Origin of the sequence: Methylobacterium sp. NEAU K, assembly GCF_030700285.1 — a bacterium.
Lineage (GTDB): Bacteria > Pseudomonadota > Alphaproteobacteria > Rhizobiales > Beijerinckiaceae > Methylobacterium.
Genome location: NZ_JAUYZJ010000013.1, coordinates 123,781 through 143,834, shown reverse-complemented (window position 1 = coordinate 143,834; position 20,054 = coordinate 123,781). Strand labels below are relative to the sequence as shown.

At 63.3% G+C, this 20,054-nt stretch carries 13 protein-coding genes; 7 read left to right on the top strand and 6 right to left on the bottom strand.

Going from position 1 to position 20,054, the window contains the following annotated elements; translation table 11 throughout:
• The 7 genes from Q8W67_RS13125 to Q8W67_RS13095 form a co-directional block, all read left to right on the top strand.
• Positions 1-1,063 (top strand): mannose-1-phosphate guanylyltransferase/mannose-6-phosphate isomerase (locus Q8W67_RS13125; RefSeq protein WP_305539620.1); only part of this gene is annotated, 1,063 nt, incomplete at its 5' end.
• A 904-nt stretch (positions 1,064-1,967) separates the two neighbouring features.
• Complete coding sequence (locus Q8W67_RS13120; protein WP_305546083.1) at positions 1,968-3,266, top strand: NAD(P)-binding protein; 1,299 nt, start codon at positions 1,968-1,970, stop codon at positions 3,264-3,266.
• Positions 3,267-3,663: 397 nt separating this feature from the next.
• Positions 3,664-4,686 (top strand): glycosyltransferase family 2 protein, encoded by a 1,023-nt coding sequence (locus Q8W67_RS13115; RefSeq protein WP_305546081.1) that lies wholly within the window; start codon positions 3,664-3,666, stop codon positions 4,684-4,686.
• A gap of 194 nt (positions 4,687-4,880) precedes the next feature.
• Positions 4,881-5,975 (top strand): glycosyltransferase family 4 protein, encoded by a 1,095-nt coding sequence (locus Q8W67_RS13110; RefSeq protein WP_305546079.1) that lies wholly within the window; start codon positions 4,881-4,883, stop codon positions 5,973-5,975.
• A gap of 270 nt (positions 5,976-6,245) precedes the next feature.
• Positions 6,246-7,661, top strand: a complete 1,416-nt coding sequence (locus Q8W67_RS13105) for a lipopolysaccharide biosynthesis protein (protein WP_305546077.1) — start codon at positions 6,246-6,248, stop codon at positions 7,659-7,661.
• Between the two features lie 267 nt (positions 7,662-7,928).
• A complete protein-coding gene (locus Q8W67_RS13100) occupies positions 7,929-9,290 on the top strand; it encodes a polysaccharide biosynthesis/export family protein (RefSeq protein ID WP_305546075.1) in 1,362 nt (453 codons plus the stop codon).
• A 151-nt stretch (positions 9,291-9,441) separates the two neighbouring features.
• Positions 9,442-10,878, top strand: coding sequence for a hypothetical protein (locus Q8W67_RS13095; RefSeq protein ID WP_305546073.1), 1,437 nt, complete (start codon positions 9,442-9,444; stop codon positions 10,876-10,878).
• A 367-nt stretch (positions 10,879-11,245) separates the two neighbouring features.
• On the opposite strand, the gene Q8W67_RS13090 is transcribed toward Q8W67_RS13095, so the two are convergent.
• The 6 genes from Q8W67_RS13090 to Q8W67_RS13065 all read right to left on the bottom strand — a co-directional run bounded on the left by Q8W67_RS13090 (position 11,246) and on the right by Q8W67_RS13065 (position 19,798).
• Positions 11,246-12,385, bottom strand: a complete 1,140-nt coding sequence (locus Q8W67_RS13090) for a glycosyltransferase (RefSeq protein WP_305546098.1) — start codon at positions 12,383-12,385, stop codon at positions 11,246-11,248.
• Between the two features lie 168 nt (positions 12,386-12,553).
• Complete coding sequence (locus Q8W67_RS13085; protein WP_305546071.1) at positions 12,554-14,134, bottom strand: Wzz/FepE/Etk N-terminal domain-containing protein; 1,581 nt, start codon at positions 14,132-14,134, stop codon at positions 12,554-12,556.
• 77 nt (positions 14,135-14,211) lie between these two features.
• Positions 14,212-16,224 (bottom strand): glycosyltransferase, encoded by a 2,013-nt coding sequence (locus Q8W67_RS13080; protein WP_305546069.1) that lies wholly within the window; start codon positions 16,222-16,224, stop codon positions 14,212-14,214.
• 448 nt (positions 16,225-16,672) lie between these two features.
• The gene (locus Q8W67_RS13075) at positions 16,673-17,365 is read right to left on the bottom strand and encodes a methyltransferase domain-containing protein (RefSeq protein WP_305546067.1); all 693 of its coding nucleotides are present in this window, start codon (positions 17,363-17,365) and stop codon (positions 16,673-16,675) included.
• A gap of 436 nt (positions 17,366-17,801) precedes the next feature.
• Entirely contained in the window at positions 17,802-18,908 is a 1,107-nt protein-coding gene (locus tag Q8W67_RS13070) for a glycosyltransferase (RefSeq protein ID WP_305546066.1), read from the bottom strand.
• A 122-nt stretch (positions 18,909-19,030) separates the two neighbouring features.
• Positions 19,031-19,798, bottom strand: a complete 768-nt coding sequence (locus Q8W67_RS13065) for an HAD family hydrolase (RefSeq protein ID WP_370693872.1) — start codon at positions 19,796-19,798, stop codon at positions 19,031-19,033.
• Positions 19,799-20,054: the final 256 nt, after the last annotated feature.

Sequence of the window (20,054 nt, the reverse complement as noted above, 5' to 3'; positions counted from 1 at the left end):
GCCCGACACGCCGGCCTTCGTGGCGGCCGTGCAGGCCGCCGCGGCCGGCGCGCGGGCGGGCTACACCATGACGCTGGGCATCGAGCCGACCCACCCGGCCAGCGACTACGGCTACATCCGCCGGGGCGCGCCGATCGCCGAGGCGCCGGGCGCCGCCCGGGTGGCGCGGTTCGTGGAGAAGCCCGACCGGGCCGGCGCCGAGGGGCTGATCGCCGAGGGGGCGTTGTGGAACTCGGGCTACTTCCTGTTCCGGGCCGACCTGATGCTGGCCGAGCTGGAGGCGTTCGCCCCCGAGGTGCTCGGGGCCGCGCGCGCGGCGCTGGAGGCGGCGGTGACCGATCTCGACTTCGTGCGGCTGGATGCGGACGCCTTCGCGCAGGCGCCGAAGATCTCGATCGACTACGCGGTGATGGAGCGGACCGAACGGGCCGGGGTTCTGCCGGTGTCGTTCCCGTGGTCGGATGTCGGCACCTGGGACGCGGTCTGGCAGGTGCTGGAGCATGACGAGGCCGGCAACGCGGTGCGGGGCCGCGTGGCGCTGATCGGGACGAAGAACAGCCTGGTGCACAGCCAGGGCGAGGGCCTGACCGCGGTGGTCGGCCTGGAGGACGTGGTGGTGGTCGCCACGCCGGACGCGGTGCTGGTGGCGTCGAAGGCGCGCTCGGGCGAGGTCAAGCAGCTGGTCACCGCGCTGCGGGCGCAAGGCGCGCCGGAGGCGGACGCGCATCTGCGGATGTACCGGCCGTGGGGCTGGTATCAGCGGATCGACCTGGGCGAGCGCTTCCAGGTGAAGCGGATCCAGGTGGTGCCGGGCGGGCGGCTGTCGCTGCAGAAGCACTACCACCGGGCCGAGCACTGGGTGGTGGTGCGCGGCACCGCCGAGGTGACGATCGACGAACGGGTGGTCCTGGTCCACGAGAACGAGGCGGTGTACCTGCCGATCGGCTCGATGCATCGCCTCGCCAACCCCGGCAAGATCCCCCTGGAGCTGATCGAGGTCCAGGTCGGATCCTACACCGGAGAAGACGACATCATCCGAGTCCAGGATATCTACGGACGCTGAGCGGCGCGTTCCGCCACCCCGCTCGCGGTCGCTTTGCAATCGGGAGCGGGGTCGAGCCCTTGTCTTGAGGCCCTCTCCTGCTTCCAACCGCCTGGCCTTCGGTCGCGAGCGGTGTGGCGGGAATGACCCCCTCGCATGGCGCAGCACGGAGTCATTGCGCCCGATTCGAGGCGCATCCTGTGGGCACTTGCCGGGGATGCGGTCCAGCATGCCGTCCGTGCCTGTCGGTTCCCGTGGCGGTATGGGGGGTTCGCGGCTGCCTGCGTCGCTCCCGCCTGCGCGCGCGTGAACGGCCGGCCCCCTCGCGCATCCGTCTGCGCGAGAGCGAAGGTAACGCCATCACTTCCGCGATCCATCGCCGGATCGGCCCCGGCGAAAAGGCCGGACCGAAAGCGCATCCTCGACCGTCGCGCGCCACGTCTTCCCGGCGACCGTCGACTTCGGTTTAGATGACCGCACGGATTCAAATACCAGAGCGGGATCGTCGCGGCTGTGGCGTTCAGCGGCGTCCTATGGTGGGCGGTTGAGCCAGGTCGCGCTGCGTCACACTGGGCGACGCGGCCAACGCGGCTTTTCGCGGGGATCCCACAGGGATCGAACTGGGACCGGCCTATTCCATGTCGCTCTAAAACCGCAATCATCTCAGAATTTGTTCGAAAATAACTTTAATCCGGCACGGAAGACAGATTTACCAATCCGTCCCGGATGCGTTATAGACGAAAAATCGGCGCAGCATTTGCAGCGAAATGTCCGGGTGATGATTCGAGACAAAAGCCATTCTCGTGGTCTTGTTTTCGAATCTGGACTGATTTTGTCACCCGCCGGGCGATTTTGTGAGCGGATCCCGATCGATATGGTGATGTAACTTATGGTTGACCAAGCGGCCCCGGCTATCCGAGAAAACATGGTTTCGACTGTCGATTACGACGCGATCATTCTTGGCGCTGGAATAACAGGCCTCGTTTCGGCGTCGGTCTTGAAGGAGCAAGGATGCAGAAGAATTATTGTTATTGATGAGTTTGATAGACTCGGCGGCAATCATATCGATTGTTCCATTGGGCCGTATACGTTCGATATCGGGAGCTTCATATTTCAGGATGACTCGCCTCTGTTGGCGCATTTCCCTGAAATGCTGTCCGACTATGTCCCGATCGACCCGAGTTGGGGAAAATTGACGCCGCAGGGCGCAGTTGCGAGCTATCCGCTGTCCATTAAAGAAGATATTTTGCGTTCTGGCTTATGGGGATGCGCAAGAATCGGCCTGTCCGTTCTGTTCTCAAGGTTCGCCAGAGCGAAGATCGACAACGCTCGCGATTTCGCGCGCTATTGGATCGGGGATTATCTTCTGAGACGATCGGGTCTGGAAAGCTACATGATGCGTTTCTTCGGCGTAGCGGCGGAGAAGGTGGACCTCGATTTTGCCGAAAAGCGCATGCTCTGGCTCAAGGAGCATTCCTCGCCGAAAGCTTTGCTTCGGCATCTGACTCGCCATAAATCGGTCGTGCCAACCAACCGACAGCTTGCCCGGCCGAGATCGGGATATCACGACCTGTATTCCATCGCGGCCGAAAAGCTGCGTCGACAAGGCGTAGTCTTTCGCCTCGGATGCGAGATCGATCTCATTCGGAAGGCGGGTCCCGGATTCGTCGTAGAGGCGGGTGACGACCGTTATGTCGGGAAGCGGATCATTTCCACGATCCCGATTAATCGAGCACTGGCGTCTTGCCGATTGGGCGTCGACGCAGATCTCACGTCGGTGACGCTCATCAGCCTGTTTTTCAGTTTTTCGGGTCGACGCGGTTTCGACTGTTCCGTGCTGTATAATTTTTCTCACGATGGATGTTGGAAGAGACTGACTGTGTATTCAGATTTCTATGGCGCGATTGAGGGCCGCGAGTACTTTGGTGTGGAAGTTATCGCGTCTCAAGCGCGGGACAGTATCGAGTTCGCGGAACAAGACTTTCGGTCGCATGTCTCGCGCAATAACCTGTTCGCCGGCGATCTGACGCTGGAGGGGAGCCGGCTTGTTCCCCATGCCTACCCCGTTTACGTCAACCGGGCACAGGAGAAGGTCGCGGCGGCCCTGGCCAAGCTGCGCGCGTTCGGCGTCGAGTCTTTCGGGCGGCAGGGCGGTTTCGATTATCAGCCGACGGCGCGCGTCTCTACGCAGAACGCCGAAGCGCAACTGCGGGCACGCGCCTGAGCCGATAGCCGGCGTTTCTCGGGCCGGCAAGCGGTCGCTTCATCGCGGGCCGTATGAGGCGGCGGCCCGGCGGCGGCACGATGCCGGCCGTGGCGTCATTCCAGGCGCCGGACGGCGCCGCAACTCCCTTAAGCGTTGCCGCTACGGCTCGAATTGCGAATCCGGGACGGCATGCGTCCTCGCGCCAAAGTGATCGTCAGCATGAATTATGAATCGTAAAGGCGCTTCGTCGCTCGACCAGTTTCGCTGGCCTTGAAGATTATTTCCATTGTACGAAACTTTCCCTCCGGTGGATTTCGGAGGCAATTCGATCTATTCTGGCGCCCTTGACCACGCGGACGGGTGCGTTCGGAACGAGCCGAGTGTGCGGGGATGCGAAGCGAGGAAGAAGCCAGCCGTGGCGACAGGCCCAACGATAGCCGTTGTGATCACATGTTTTAATTACGAGGCTTATGTCGGCAGGGCGATACAAAGCGTCATCAGCCAGAATATTGCCGATTGCGAATTGGTTGTCGTCGATGATGGGTCGACGGATGGGTCGTGGGATGTCATTCAGCGGGCTGGCGTTCGTGCGTTTCGCATCGCGAATAGTGGCCAACGATCCGCCTGTCTGTACGGTCTCAGCCATACGCGTGCGCCGTTCGTACTTTTCTTGGATGCCGACGACGAGTTGCTGCCCGGCGCGATCGAACAGATTCTGAAGAGGCTCGATCCGGGCGTCGCCAAAGTTCAGTTCTGCCTGACCTGCGTCGACGCGTCCGGACATGTTATCGCTGATCCATATCCGGCGCTCGAAGCTTTTCGCGGCCAGGATAAGATCGTCAACGAGATCCTACGCTCGGGCGTCTACCAGACCCCCCCAACCTCCGGAAACGTGTTCCGACGCGACGTCTGCGAAGTCCTCCACCAATGCGACTACGATCGGGCGGTCGATGGCGTGATCCTCCTGATCGCACCCTTTCTGGGCGACGTCGTCAGCCTGTCCGAAAGCCTCGGATTGTATCGCGTCCATGGACGAAACGACTCGGGCCTCGGACGGAAGCCGCAAGCCATGACGTTCGATCGCGATCTTCGACGTTTTCAGCTCCGGCTGGCGCATCTGCGTAGGTTGCTGCGCGAGATGCGGCCGGATGTCGTCCTCGTCGAAACGGAAAAGACCTATTACTTTCGATTGATGGAGTTCTCCGCCGCGATTTTCCGCGGCGTTCGATGCGGTTTTAGGTCCTTCCTGATGCTGCTCCGAACCGTCTTCACGGAACCGCGTCCCGTCAAATGGAAGGTTTCGAACGCGCTGTTTCTGCTGGCGCTGTCCCTGGCGCCCATCCGCCAGGCGCAGGCTCTTCTCGCGTTCCGGTTTTCCGTCGGGCGCCGTTCGGTATACCAATTCCTGCGTGCCGCGAATGTCTCCAAACAGGAGTAGATCACGCAGATCGGCAGGCGCTAATTTCCTTTTCTTATCAAAGATCGTAGGCGCATGCGCGAGCGGGGCATGGGCGATTTGCATTAAACTTCCTGTCTGATCGAGGCCTCATTCTCACGTGACGACCGGCTTCACCATCCGTTCGATGCCGGCGGCGAGGTCGGGCTCCGCAAAACAACGGGTATTGGTGTAACGTGCGCATCCTGCATCTTCTCAACCATACGCGCCGACTGAACGGCCATGTTCACGCGGCGGTCGATCTTGCCTGCGCGCAGGTCAAGCTCGGCCATACCGTGGCGATGGCAAGCCAGGGCGGCGATTTCGACGCCCTGCTCCGGGAGAACGGGGTCGAGACCTTCGCGGTGAACCACGAGCGGCGCCCGTTGGCGATCCTGAAATCCATGTTCGGGCTTGCGGCGTTGCTCAGGCGATGGCGGCCGGACATCGTTCACGCGCACATGATGACGAGCGCGGTTCTGGCTTGGCCGGCCTGCAAGCTGGCGCGGGTCGCCCTCGTCACCACGGTGCACAACGAGTTCGAGCAGGGCGCCATCCTCATGGGCCTGGGGGACCGCGTCATCGCGGTGAGTGCGGCCGTCGCCGAATCCATGCAGAAGCGCGGGATCCCGGCTTCTCGCATCGACGTCGTGCTCAACGGGACCATCGGTGCCGCACGCATGCGCGGCCGCTCCGAGATCCCGAAATCCCTGGATCATCCCGCCATCCTCTTCGTCGGCGGCCTTCATCCGCGCAAGGGGCTGCCCGATCTCCTCCAGGCGTTCGACCGGGTCTATCCGCAGCATCCGGCTTCGCGGCTCTACGTAATTGGCGGCGGCCCGCACCAGGAGACGTATACCGAGATGGCGCGCGGCCTGGCCTCCGCCGCCGCGATTACTTTCACGGGTTCGCAGCAGGATCCCTATCCGTGGATGCTGGGTGCGGATGTCTTCGTGCTTCCCTCCCATGCCGATCCGGCACCGCTCGTGCTCTCCGAGGCGCGGGAGGCCGGATGTGCGGTGATCGCGACGCAGGTCGACGGTATCCCGGAACTTCTAGATCACGGGCGATCGGGGATCCTCGTACCAGCCCATTCTCCTGACAAACTCGCGGAGGCTCTCGGGACGCTTCTTGCAGATCCCAGCCTGTTGCGCTCCTGGAAGACGAAGAGCCAGGTCAATGTCGACCACCTGCGGATTGATCGTGTCGCGCGCGACACGATCGCGGTCTACCGCCACGCCGCCGGACCCAAGGCCGAGCCAGCGACGACCCCGGTTCGGTCCGAGCCATAATGCCAATCCGGAGCCATGTCCGAGCGGTTCGCAATTGCGAATTGCGGCTCAGTCCTTGCACCGACACCCCCTGTTTTCCCGAGCCGTCTGCCGCGCCTGGGCCGGGCGCCGTCAGGCGTAACGCAAGGTTCCATGACGTGCGCCCGGCCGATGGGCTGGACGAGGCTCTTCACCGCCGTATTGCCCACATCGGGTCTTATCTGCAGCGCCAGCGGCCCGGTATTCTCCCGGGCTGCTGACGCCGAACATCGCTTCCCGTAGGATCGGTTCATGCTCTCCCTCAAGACGTTGCGCGGCGCCGGTTGGAGCGTCGCGGCCCGAACGTCCGCGCGCGTGATCGACCTTGTGACCTTGCTCATCCTTGCAAGGATCCTGACGCCGGCCGATTTCGGCCTCACGGCGATCGCCGTGTCCCTCGTCTCGATCGTCGAGATGGTTCTCGAGATACCCTTGGTTCAGGCCCTGATGCGCCTGCCGAAGATCGAGAAATCCCATATCGACACCGCCTTCACGCTGGGGTTGCTGCGGGGTGGCGTCATCGCGCTGTTGATGATCGTGGCGGCGTGGCCGGCTGCCCACATCTACGGAGATCCGCGCCTCATCGTTCTCATCATCGCGCTTTCCGTCGGGCCGATCGCGCGCAGCCTCTACAACCCCATGATGGTGCATTTTTTCCGGGATCTCGATTTCCGGATCTCATTCATCACGGATTTCTCGGGGAAGGTCATCGCCGCGCTCCTGTCGGTCGCGACGCTGTACGCTGGAGGCGGCTACTGGGCGCTCGTCATCAATCCGGTCGCGTCGTCCATCATGCCGACGGTGCTGTCCTATGTCCTGGCGCCCTACCGGCCCGCGCTCTCTATGGCCGAGCTTCGCGACTTCTCCGCCTTCACGGGCTGGTTCACGTCCTCACAGATCGTGGCCGCAATCAGCTGGCAGTATGATCGCGTGTTCCTCGGCTACAATGTCGATAAGTCGATCTTGGGGCGATACACCGTCGCTGGCGACTTCGCGGTCCTGCCAACCCAGAGCCTGATCGGTCCTGCGATGCGACCGGTGATGGCGGCATTCGCGACGATCTCGAATGATCGCAGGCGCTTGCGCCTATCCTTCCTGAAGGCTGCACGGTTGACGATGTTCATATCCCTGCCCGCGGGGCTGGGGATTGCGCTGACGGCGGACCAGATCGTCGGCGTGGTTCTCGGAAGCCAGTGGAGTTCGGCCGCCATCTACCTGCGCTGGTTGTCCCTGGCGGTGATGTTCACTGCGTATTACCAGCCGGTCTCTTCGCTATGCCTTGCAGTCGATGAGCCGAATTTATTGCTTAGGATCAATGTCATCGACTCGATCATAAAAATCGCGCTGATGACATCGGGTTTCTACATAGGTGGCTTGCTGCTGATGCTGTACGCGCGCGTCGTGGCGGCGACCCTGCATCTTCTCGTCAGTGCGATCTACGCGCGGCGACTGATCGACGCAAGTATCGCGACGCAATTGCGAAATCTATGGCAGGTCGGGGTTTCGTGCGCTGTGATGACGGCCTCCGTCCTCGTCCTGCAAGAAACGTTGCGGCGCGTCGATATTGGACTGATCGGCGCCCTTGTGGCGATGGTAACCTGCGGGGCGTTGGTCTATGGTGCCAGCATGCATGTTTTGGGATTCCGGCTGCGCGCGCTGCAGCAATAATCGGACGCCCTGGAACGCGATCCGGGCCCAAATCCGATCGGGTTATGCTGTCTTTCCGTGTCTAAGATCAAAATAAGATTATCTGTCCGTCAATTGGCTTTTCGACAGTCGGCTTTCGTCAGCGATTTATCTAAACTGCGGGACGGGTTGAGTGTTGCCTGATATGGTATAAAATAAGATTTTGTCACGCATCGCGATCCGTCTCCTGCAGTGACGGGGTGTGCCAAGGCAGGTCGGTTGAACCGGGTCTCGATCGAGGAGAATTGGATGTACTTGCGGCAGATCGCTGCGTCTTGCGTATTGGTGGTAGCCAGCATACTCGCAGCTTCAGCCGCCGAAATCTCGGGGCGGTACCTACTCGGCCCACAAGATCATCTGACGATTCGTGTCTATGATCTGCGCCGTAACACAGGCGAAGCCTATTCCTGGACCGCCCTGAATGGCGAATTCACCGTGGCCGCGGATGGCACCGTCTCGCTGCCCCTGATCGGTCAAATCAAGGCGGCGGGCGGTACGCCGTTCGACCTCGCCGGTGCGATCGGCAACGCTCTGAAGCTTGCTGCCGATCTGGCCGAGACGCCGGCGGCATCCGTCGAGGTCGCGAAGTACCGACCCTATTACATCACGGGCGCCGTTCAGCAGCCGGGGAAGTATGAGTACCAGCCCGGTCTCACCGTCCTGCAAGCCGTCAGCACCGCGCAGGGGCTGCTGCGCTCCACGGATCCGCGCCTGGTGCGGCGCGAGGTGGTCACGTCGCGCGGCGAGTTGCGGACGCTCGCTGCCGAACGCATCGCCCTGGCGGCCAAGCAAGCGCGCCTCGACGCGGAGATCGCCGGCGCGGATGCGATCGCATTCGGCGAAGATCTTAAGGGGGCTGCGGACAAGGCCCGCGCGGAGCAGGCGATGCGCGGGGAGCAATTGCTGTTCGAGACCCGGCGGAACTCGGTCAAGGCCGAGGTCTCGGCAATCGAGCAGTCGATGAACAGTTTCCGGGGCGAAATGAGCGCGCTCGAGAACAAGTCCAAGACGCTCGATCGTCAGCTCGAACTGAGCCGGGGCGAACTGAACCTGGTCAACGACCTCGTCGCGAAGGGGCTGACGATCACGCCGAGGAAACTGGCGGCCGAGCAGAGCCAAGCCTCGTTCGAGAGCAGCCGCCTCGACGTGCAGGTGGCGATGCTGCGCGCCCAGCAGAGCCTGACACGCGCCGAGCGCGACATCATCGAACTCCGGGCGCGTTTCCGTCGCGAGGCGCTCACCGAAGCGGCAGAAACGCGTCTCAAGCTCAACCAGAACGACGAGAAGGCCCGTACCACCGAGAGGCTTGTGGCCGATGCGGAGTCGCAGATGCTCGGCAATGGCGATGACATGAGCGAGATGTTGGTGCCCCGCTACGAGATCACCCGGAGGACCGGTGAGTCCTCAAGCACCTCGCTCGCCCAGGAAGATGTCCGGGTCGAGCCCGGTGATGTGGTACGGGTGACGCTCCTTCGGCAACAAGCCGGCAAGACGGGGGAGGCGACGCCGCCGACCGCGCAGCGCCGTCCGTCGGACGGGGTGAGCTCCAGCCGCAGCGGGCCGGCGACTCAGGATGGCGTACGCAGGGCCGCGGAGAGTGCGGATCGCTAGACGACCTCGAACGAGATGGGACACCGTTGTTGGGCGATGCGGGCGTGCGGGCGTCGCGATCCCGCGGGTCTGATCGCGAGGACGTCGCCAGTGCGGTGGAGCACGACGTTGGTGGGCAGCCGGGAGATTCTCCCTTCAGGGATGGCGGATCATGAGCTTTGAGCCGATCGGAGCGATAACGATTCTCGTCGGCCTGTTCTGCCTGCTGTTCGGGACACGCTCGACCGTCATGGCATTCGTGATCTTCTGCACCCTCGGATCCGCCGCTGCCCTTCTGATCGGGGGCGCAAACGTACAGCCGGCGCACCTGTTCCTGGTCTTCCTCGCCGCTTCGACGCTGTTCTGGCGCCGGACCTCCGTCGAGACGCTCGAAGCGTTGAAGATCACGGAGCCTGGATTCTGGCTGCTGTGCCTCGTCTTATACGGGGTGTTGAGCAGCTACGTGATGCCTCGGCTGTTCGCCGATCAGACCTATATCGTACCCCTCGGCGCCTCGGCGCATCTGGCGACGAGCGACGGTGTCGTGCCGCTCGGTCCGGTCTCCAGCAATTTCACCCAGCCCATCTATTTGATCGGCGACCTCCTGTGCTTCGTCATCATTTCAACGGTCGGCTCGACGCGCAGCGGTTTCGAGACGCTTACCAACGCGCTGATCGCCTATGCGGCGGTCAATATCGGCTTCGGCGTCTTGGATCTTGTGACCAGCGCGACCGGTACGCAAGACGCGCTGCAATTCATCCGCAACGCCCAATATACATTCCACGACGAAGAAACCGTGGGCAACATGAGGCGCATCATCGGCGCCTGGCCGGAGGCCTCTGCCTTTGCCGGGATGACGCTAGGCGCTTTCGGATTCACCGGCATGCTCTGGCTCTATGGCCGCAAACCCCTCGTGACTGGGCCTTTGGCGCTGCTCTCGGTGCTCTTTGTCGTCTTCTCCACTTCGTCGACGGGGCTGGTGGGATCCGTGGCGGTCCTCGCGCTTCTGTATGCAACGGCGCTGCGACGCTGCAGTCTGCGTCGGCAAGACCGCTTCAGTGCGGCGACGGTGATCGCTGGTCCGCTGGTGATCTGCACGCTCGTGCTGATCGCGCTGGTCACCGATGGGACCGCTGCAAAGATATACGACTATGTCGATACGCTCGTGTTGAGCAAAGCGGAAACAAGTTCGGGCGTTCAGCGCTCGTCGTGGAATGCTTATGCGTGGAAGAACTTCATCGATTCCTGGGGCCTCGGCGTCGGGCTCGGGACCAACCGTACCTCAAGCTTTCCGCTCGCCGTCTTGTCGAACGTCGGTATTCCTGGCGCCGTGTTCTATGTGCTGTTCCTGGCATCCGTATTCGGTGTCCGTCGTGGGGCCCCGCGCAGCTATCCTGCAGACGTGCGGTCCGCCGCCCGGGTGGCCTGCTTGTCACTGCTGACGGGCAGCGTCATCGCGGGTCCAACCGTCGACCAGAGTCTGCTATTTTATGTCTTCGCGGGCGTCGCGTCCGCGCTGCCGGAACGGGAACATGCCCGAGCCGCGCAGGCCGCCGGCTTGGTCCCCGGTCCACGGATGGCGGCTCTCGGGCGGTCCGTGCCCGGTTAGAGCGGGACGCGGAGACGTGAGATCCGGTTTTCCGATATCGTCAGGCAACATCGAAGACTTGGTGCGTGACGTATTCCGGTGTAAAAGAATCGTGCTCTATTTCGGGCGTCATCAAGATACCTCGGCCAATCGGCGGCGTCGTTCGTCACGTCATCGGATCGCGCGCTTGGTTCGCCCGGATCTGACTTCAGCAAGCGCGCCGGCGACCTTTCGGCCCCGGCGGCTCGTATGCCGGCGGATTCCGCCGGGTTCTTCGGCCACCCCGCCTGCTTGACGACCGTCGACGCGCGAGGGTTCGTGGCGATCATTGCGGCCGCGAGAGCCGCCGCTTCCCAGGCTAGACCGCAAGGACGGCGCGTCGCCTCGATCACGCGATGGCTTGCTTGATCGCCTGTGCGTGAATTTTCGCGACTTTCTCGACGCTGTACTGATCGATGTTGTTACGCCGGAAGTCCGCGTGCGACCGCTCTTCCGCGATGTGGGCGCAATAATACGCCATGGCGTCGACGAGCGCGGCCTCGTCGCCGGGGGGCACGAGCCGGCCCAGGCGGCGGTCGACCAGGATGTCACTCGGGCCGAATTCACAGTCCGTCGAGACGACCGGCAGGCCGCACCTGAGTGCTTCGCAGATGGCCAGCGACCATCCCTCCCATCGCGACGTCGCGACGAAGACGTCGCTGGCGTACAGGACCCGCTGCGGATTGTCCGGATGGTGCTCCAGCGTGACGACGTCCGATAGGCCGAGGCGTCGGATCTGGTCCGCAAGCGCACGCTCATCGGCACCATGGCCGACGAGGCGAAGGCGGATATCCTGCCGGTGCGCATAAAGCTTCGCGAACGCGTCGATCAGGATGTCCTGGCCCTTCTGGTAGGCGTAGCGCCCGACATTGACGAACGTCACGATGCCGGGCGCGGGTTTGTCGTCGCGTCCCGGAACCTGGAAAGTCCGGACCGGATTCGGCACCCAGACCAGCGGCCTGCGGCAGTTGAAATCATCACGGAAGGCCTTCAGCTGCCGTGGCGATGTGCCGAATACCGAGGAGACGCGCCGAAGGATGAGGTGCTTCAGTAGAAAGAACAGGAACTTCGCTTTGAGATGTCCGCTTTCCCGGCGCGGGTTGCCATGCAGATGCATCGCGATCCGCTGGCGCAGCCCGAGACACGAGAACCAGTATATGACCACCGGTTCGATCTGCGGAACGACGACCAGGTCGTAGCGTTTTTCGCGGGTCACGCTCCGGAACGCCCACATCAGACCGCGGCGCGATGAAACCGGTCGCCGGATGATAGTGTAGCCGCGCGGCTCCGGCGGATGATTTAGATGCTCCGAGACGAGCAGTACATCGACGTTAAAATCGTCTTTATAAGTTTTGCCAATCTCCGAACATATCGTATCAACGACACGTTCGATCCCTGCAAAAACTGTGGTTCCCGGCTGTAGATAGAGGACGTTGATCTTTTTATTTGAAACCGGAGGTGTCGATAGATCCGTGGGGCCTCCGCTCAATCCGAGCTGGGTTGGCGCAACTGCGCCTCCAGCCGTGGCTTTCGATGGGACCTCAGCGATATGTTCGATCACGTTGCGATCGCTCACAGTTGTATTGCATGGGTCTGAAGCGCTCTCTATCGCCGTGTCGGCTTCGCTCCTGCGGCGAGCGATCCAGAACATCTTGATCTAGACGCGGTTGAGAACGGCGCCGATGACGCTGGCGCCGGCGCTTCTCAAGCCGTTTACGGCATCCGAGAGCTCGTCGACGGTCGTCCGGCCGGCCTCAGCGACGATCACCACCGCATCGGCCCGCCTGGCGGCCGCTCGGGTGTCGGCCGATAAGGAGAGAGGCGGCAGATCGAGAATGACGAAGCCCGTCTGCCGCATATGGTCGACCACCTTCTGGAAGGCGGGAGCGCCGAGATAGACACGGCTGTTGACCTCGGTATCGGGCAGGCGCGCTGGCAGGACGGCGATGCCCCCATAGTCGAGGAGCTTCGCGGAGGCGATACGGCTGGGATCCTTGATCAGGTCGGCCAGGCAGGTCCCCTCCCAGGTCTCGAAATCGTACATCAGCGACCGCGGCGCCGACCCGTGTACGTCTGCGTCGATCATCGTGACGGGACGGCCGCTCTCCTGGATGATCCGCGCCAGGTTCAGCCCGATGAGCGAGGTGCCGGAATTCGCGCCGCAGCCGACAAGGGCGACCACGGTCTCGCTGTCGCCCGGGCGATTGGACAATGCGAGTTGGATCGATGTCCGCAGGTCCCGGATACCCAGTGCGAAGCCGCTGTTGCCGAGCCACAGCGTCGAGGAGGTTCTCGGGTCGCTCATGGCGCGCCGCCCGGCGACGCTCTTGCGCGAGATGTCGGGCATCATGGCGAGGCAAGGGAGCCCCACGCGCTGCACGAGATCCTGCGGCGTGCGAATGCGCCGGTCCAGCGCCTGCCGCAGGGCGACGGCGAGAAGCCCGCCGACGATTCCAACGGTCGCGCCGAGTCCGAGGATCAGCGTCTTGCGCGGCGCCGAGGGCCGCAGGGGCTGGAGCGCCGCGCCGATCACACGGGCATCGGCGTCTGGAGTCGGGGCATCCGGCAGGCTTCCGTTCGCCACGGCCGTGGCTGCTGACCGGGCCTGCGACGACAGCGCATTGACGCGGCCCTGCAGGAATTCGGCGCCGTTCTTGGCTGCGTCTGCCTTCGCGGCGATTGATTGCCAGAGATAGGCCGAAACCGCGGCATTCGCGACCCGGCGCGCCAGGGTCGGATCCGCCGCCGTATAGGAAACCTCCACGACATAGGATTGCCCGACGCGGCGCACGTTGAATTGCTGCGCGAAGGTCTCGAACTTCCGCTGCTGCACGATCTCCTCGCTGGGCAGCGGAGGCTCGTGGACGCCGAGCATGTTCTTGATGCTCAGGCTCGGCGCTTCGGCCTGGTCGGGCGCTTTGGGGCCGAACTCGGGATTGTTCGCGAGCCCGAGGCTGTTGAAGACGTTGGCCAGGAGGCGTTCCGAGCGGAGAACCTGAAGCTCGCTCTCGGCTCGGCTGACATCGAGGGTCGGCGCCAGTGATCCCTCCGATCCCGAGCCGGCCTGCCGCCGCGGATCGAGCAGCAGCGTCGCTGTCGCCGTGTAGGAGGGCGCGGCCGTGAAGGCGTAAAGTGCGGCGACGCCGATGCAGAACAGGATCCAGAGCGAAACCACGAATTTGTGGCGCTTCGCCGCCTTCAGCGCAGCCGAAATGACCGCGAGGGGGCCGTCGGGCACGCCGACGGATGCGGGCTCCGGGAAAGGCCAGATGGCTTGGGGGCGGTCCGGCGCGATCCGATTTTGGTTGTGCACGCTCATCTCACAGCTTTCGGTCGGATCTGCAGGGCCCGCTCAGGTTCGAGGCGTCCGAGAAGCGCATCGGCGGCGCCCCGCAGATTGCCGCGCAGACGCCCGCGCCGATCGATGAACGGTTCGGGGACGGCGGATCGCGCCAGATTGCTGGTAAAATTGCGGAACACGTGGTCGAGCACCTGGGTGTAGGTCATCGTCCCCTTGCGCAGCATGTACAGCGGATTGACCACCTGAGAGTAGCCGAGCCGATCGCCGGCGATCCTGCCGCCTTTCACACCCATATGGACGCCCCGGGCTTCCATGCATTTCACGAGCCGGCCGCCCTTGGCGGCCAGGGCGGCACCGAAATCGCGGTCCTCCAGCCAGCCATACAGAACGAGGCGCTCGTCGAACCGCAGAGCCCCGATGGCCGAGCGCCGGAAAGCCATGTTGCAACCGTAGGGACTGAACGGTTCGATGAGCGGCGCCTTCTCGACCGGCCCGGCCTGCTCGAGGCGGCGATCCGTTTCGTCGAAATCCAGGCCGGGACCTTTGATGCCGTCCGCGATCACGTCGCCGGTGAAGCCGACGATGTCCGCATCTTCGCGAAACCGCCGCGCCGCCACAGCGAGCCAGTCGGCGTCGGGCACGAAGTCGTCGTCGAAGAAGGCGACGACATCGATCGTATCGGGCAGCGCGGCCAGCGCCGCGTTGCGCTGCGCCGCAAGACCGGGGCGACCGGTGACCACGGTAACCTCCGGCCAGGCTGCGGCGTCGCCTGCATCCTCGGGCTTGATGCAGGAGATGATAACGGCGTCGGGCTTGTAGGTTTGCCGATCGAGGATGCGTCGCAGCGTCTGGGCCACCACCTCGGGACGACCCAGGGTCGCGATGGCGACGGCGATCTTGGGCAGCGGCGACGCCGGCCGGGGACGTCCGATGTCCCGCCGGCGAGGGGAACGCATCAGATCCAGGTAACCCTGCGCGGTATCGGCCCATGAGAACAGGGCCGCCTGGCCGCGGCCACGCTCGATGAGGTGCTCTCGCAAGGCGGGGCTCGCCAGCAGCGCCCGTACATGCGCCATCCATTGCTGCGGTTGATCGGGGGGCGCCAGCAGCGCGGCGTCGCCGCAGATCTCCGGCAGGCTCGCGCGATCGGTCGAGATCACAGGACAGCCCCGTGCCATGGCCTCGAGTGCCGGGAGTCCGAAACCCTCGGTGAGCGAGGGAAAAGCCAGGCACAACGCCCGCTCGAGCAGATAGGCGAGATCGTGGTCGGTGACGAACCCGAGATGCTGTACGTTGTCGCTGCGTTGAAGCACCTCCGGCGCGAAGATGCCCGACTGGCCTCCGGCGACGACGAGATCGACGCCGAGGCTTGCAAGTTCCGGGGCCATGCCGAACAGCAGGCCGAGGTTCTTGTGACGTGCGCGCGAACCGAGCGCCAGAACGAAGGGGCGTTCGGTGCCGTCCGGAGAGCGCCTCAGTGCCGCCGGCGCGCGGGTGGCCTGGGCCGGGTCCCAGGCAAGGACATGCTCGTGCCCGTTGGGTAGGACGGCGATGTCCGAGGTGTTCAACGACAGATGCCGGGCGATCTGCTCGGCCGAGAAGGTCGAGACGGTGGCGATCCGGGCGGCGCGCCGCGCCAGCAGGGGTTGAAGCGTCTTGTAGAAGAGGCGGAACGATGCGCCGTAACTCTCGGGTGCGAGGAACACGTTCGCGTCGTGAATGCAGACGACTTGGTCCGCCTTGAACGCCGGCGCCGTGTTGCAGAGGTTCAGCATCCGGCCGGACCACGCGCGCGGCAGGACGACCTGCTCCCAGACCTGGCCGCCGGAGCGACCGACGATATTGAGCGGCGTCCCGTCGAGCTTCGGATCCGCCGCCAGCGGCGGCGCCAGCAGCGGCGCCGTCTCTCCACGCGCTGCCAGTGCCTGGCTGATTGCGCGCGTCACGTTCAGCGCGTAGCGCTGAACGCCCGTCATCGGTTGTGTCAGGAAGCGACCATTGATGCCGAACGATTCGATCGCCGTCATGCCGACGTTATGCTCCAGATGGAATTTATTGTTGAAACCCCGCGCGACGGTAAAATAGCGCTACAATTTTTACGAATATTTCGTAAGACAAATCTCGGTCTTTCCAGCCACCGCTCGCGTTTCACGTGCCTCGAACTGACCTGCACAATTCTGCCCATAATACCAGTAAATGGCGTCCGAATTTGAGCAGGTCTTACGCTATCAATCAGCCATTTACAAGAAATGGCGATTCCGCAGGCGAGCGCCTCGGCCGCCCCAAGGTTGCCCGCTGGGGAAAGGATCGCGAGCGCCGGCTCCGAAATCGGCGTCGCGCACGATGCCGATGAGGTCTCGCGATAAATAAGTGCCGGGCTGAACCCGTGCCGGCACGTCCGGCCGTCCATGGTCGACGGTAGCTGCATCGGGACCGGTTCGATCAGTCCCGCCACGGGCCGCAATCCGCTCGGTCTCACTCTGCGAGCACAAGCAGCGAAAAGCCGCCCAGGACGCGCACGGTAAAATCCTGGTTCAGCGCAAACATCGCCTTGCGCGGCAGCCGCATGATCCGGCTCGACATCGCCTGATTGGGCAGCTCAAGACGGCCGGCCGTGTATGTGTGATCTATGATCTTGTATCCGCAATCCTTCAGGGTCGCCAGGGCGGATTCCTTGAAGAAATAGTGTAGATGCCCGACGCTCTTTCGCAAATTCATGATCGGCCGTTCGCGGAACAGCGACTGTACCGACAGATCCAGGGGGATATGAAAGACCTTGTATCGCGCGAGTGGGCGTAATTGCTTCATGAAACCGATGTAGTCCTCGACATGCTCGATGACATCGATCACCAGCATGAGATCGAAGGGCGTCGTGGCGACATCGAACACGTTCTCCAGGGAGAATTTGGTTCGTGCGGTTTCCTTGGCCTTCGCGCGCTGAAAGGCGTGCGGAGACACTTCGTAGCCGACGGCATGGGAAAAATTGAATGATCGCTCGAGGTTGAGAAGTATCTCACCTGTTCCGCATCCAACTTCGCACAAGGTGTCGAAACGGATTTTGTTCTTGCTCAAAATATTCGTAATCTGTTTTGCTTTCCAGGGCGCGTCCTCTTCATGCCAGGTCGGATTGTGGTCCGCGTAAGTGGTGTTCTGATATATCTCTAACATGACAATGGCCCTCGGGAATTCACACGGCAGGGAATATGAGTTCTTCCAAGCGCTAGAGCTGCGAGCGCCTATCGCGACTCAACGACGGATGATGCTCGGGAAATTCCTCAACGCATAACATGATCATTTGTTTGCAATTCAGATCGACCCAATGTTGATTTGACAAAATGGTAACTTTCCACGCCTGTTTGTCTAGAAAATTACTTCAGAAGCTTGGGCGTTCGATGTTGTCCAGTACGAAGTTCGTGGCGACGCCCGACCCGCCTGGTCCCTTGGGCGGCACCGCGCGCGGCCTCGGCTCGCGGTCATAGAACTCCGAAGACGCAAATTATAGCCGGTGCATTACTCATGTTTCGTTCCGCGCACAGGCTCGCGAGCGTCCGGGGTACCGCGGGCACATTCACGAAATTGTTTCCCGAAGCCTGCGCGCTCATGCCTACGGGACGCGGCGACGCCGCGCCTGCAACTCCATGCGCAGAGCACGTCCCGCGTAGATCAGCTCGATGAGCGCAAGGACGAGGCGTCCGGCCCGCGGAAAGCTTCGGATCACGGCGCCTTCTCGCCAAAGGCTTTCCCGGATCTGTCTCAAGGGATTGGTGACGCCGGAGCCTGCGAATTGCGCGCGCAATTCGGTCCGTCCGAAATCCCGGGATCTGCCCCCGAGGCTCAGCGTTGTTACGGCTTGCCGGTCCGGCCAGACCACTGCGCCCTTGAGCGAATGCCAAGCGCGCGACGCGTCCCCTGGAACCCGCTGCAGGGTCTCGGGCGTGAGGGCATCAATGTAGGCGAGGACGCCTGTGAACAGGCCGGGCTGATCCGGTTCGACGCGGTTTTCCCACCCGGCGACCTGAAGATTCGCACGCGGCGGCGCGCCCTGCGGGCCCTCGGAGAACGTTCGGACGCTGGGCAGTTCCGGTTCGAGGCAGGCCTCGATCAATTGCCAGAAGCGCAAAGCCGAGGTTCTGACCTCCCACGGCTTGTACCAGTCGCTCTCGACACTGAGGCCGAGGGTGCGGGGGAAGTGTGGTGTCGGAAGGCGCTTGTAGTTGCAGCGCGCGAATTGCAGCCCGGACCATTGCCGGTCCGGAACCCCCTCCTGCAGGATCCGCACTGTGCTGCCGTAGAGCCCCGTATCGACCAGCACGCACTGGTGGCGGTTGCCGGCAGACGCAGCCAGATGGGCCCGGAACAGCGCATCCTGTTCAGCCACCGCTTCGTGAAGGATCGCCACGGCGGGCTCGCTGCCGGCCAGCAGCGCGACGAAGGCCGCCTTTTGAAAGGGCGCATACCATTGCGGCGGTAGCGCGAGGTCATCCCGTTGTGCCAGGGCCGCGGCGATCTCGGCCATCGACTGGCCGCTGAACTCACGCTCCAGCTCGGATAGCACGCCCGGACTCGGCGGATGGAACGCGGTGCGTGCCGCCACGAGGCGCGACACCATCAAGGCAGCACGCGGCAGGCGCGGGGGCAGGCCGGTCCGGGTCAGGAAACGTTCATAGGCCAGTTTCAGGCGAAGGCCGCCGCGTGCGCAGAACAGCAGCACCGCCTCGTCGTCCTGAAAAAAGCGCTCGAAGAGCCAGAGACGCAGGCAGAACTCCGCCAGGATCGGGCCCAGAGCGACGCGCCCGAAGGTCTCCGCGTCGCGCGCGCAGCCATCCGGAGTGCTCATAAGGGCGCGCTCCCGTGACGCCCGTGCCCGGCGCGGATCCTGAGCGCGTGCAGGACGCGCGCGCGCAGGGCATCGGCGCGGCGCCGAAAGACGAGGTGACCCGGCCGCAGCACCTGTAGGGCGCGCAATCCCGCCGCCTGCGCCATCGTCACGTCAGCCCTGCCGTCGTCGCCGATATGCAGGATCTCGGCGGGCGCGACACCCTCCTCGAGCAGAACAACTTCGAACAGGGCGCCGGTCCGCTTCGTCGCATTGTGGTCGGCACTGGTGTAGATACGGGCGACGGGATGGTGGGGGGCGCGGGCGGCCAGGAGCTGCGCGATCGTGTCGCCGCGATGATAGATGTCGCTGACGGCGATGATCCGGCAGCCAGCCTGCGCCTGTTCGCCGAGCCAGGCGAGCAGGGGCGCGTTGGCTTTCAATTGCTGGCGTTCGATCTCGAGTTCGGCCTCGTGAAGGATTTCCGCCGCTGGCGCATCGAGGCTGAGAATGCGGGCCATCGCCTCGATCATATCGGCGAACCGAACATCTCCGGTCGGGCAGGAGAGATCGAGCGCGCGGTAGGCTTGCTTCTGCACCTCGATCCTGGCGTCGTAGATTGCCCCGGAATGCCGCTCGATACGCCGTTCGCTCGCTAGGCGCCGCGCAGCCAGCACGGCGATATCGTTGAAGCGCTGGCGCTCCGATCGGTGGTCCCGATGGAGTAGGGTGTCGAATACATCGCAGGATATGATCCGAGCTGCAGCTGTTTTAGGTAAGTGCATGGTGCCTTTTAGCCCTTAAACCAGTCGCGTACAGCGGTTGGCAGTACGGGCTGCTCGCAACCTTTGGCGCAGGATAGCGGCGGCCAAGTCCCGACTGGCCTGCACGATCCCGGGGGCATCGGGCCGTTTCGGCGGATGGGCCGGCGATCAGGACCGTGAATGCGATCGGCGACGATCGTGTTCGACGATCCGGGGATCGGTTCGACCTTTCGACCAGTCCCGCAAATGGCCAAGCCGGCGATCCGGATCCCGGGCC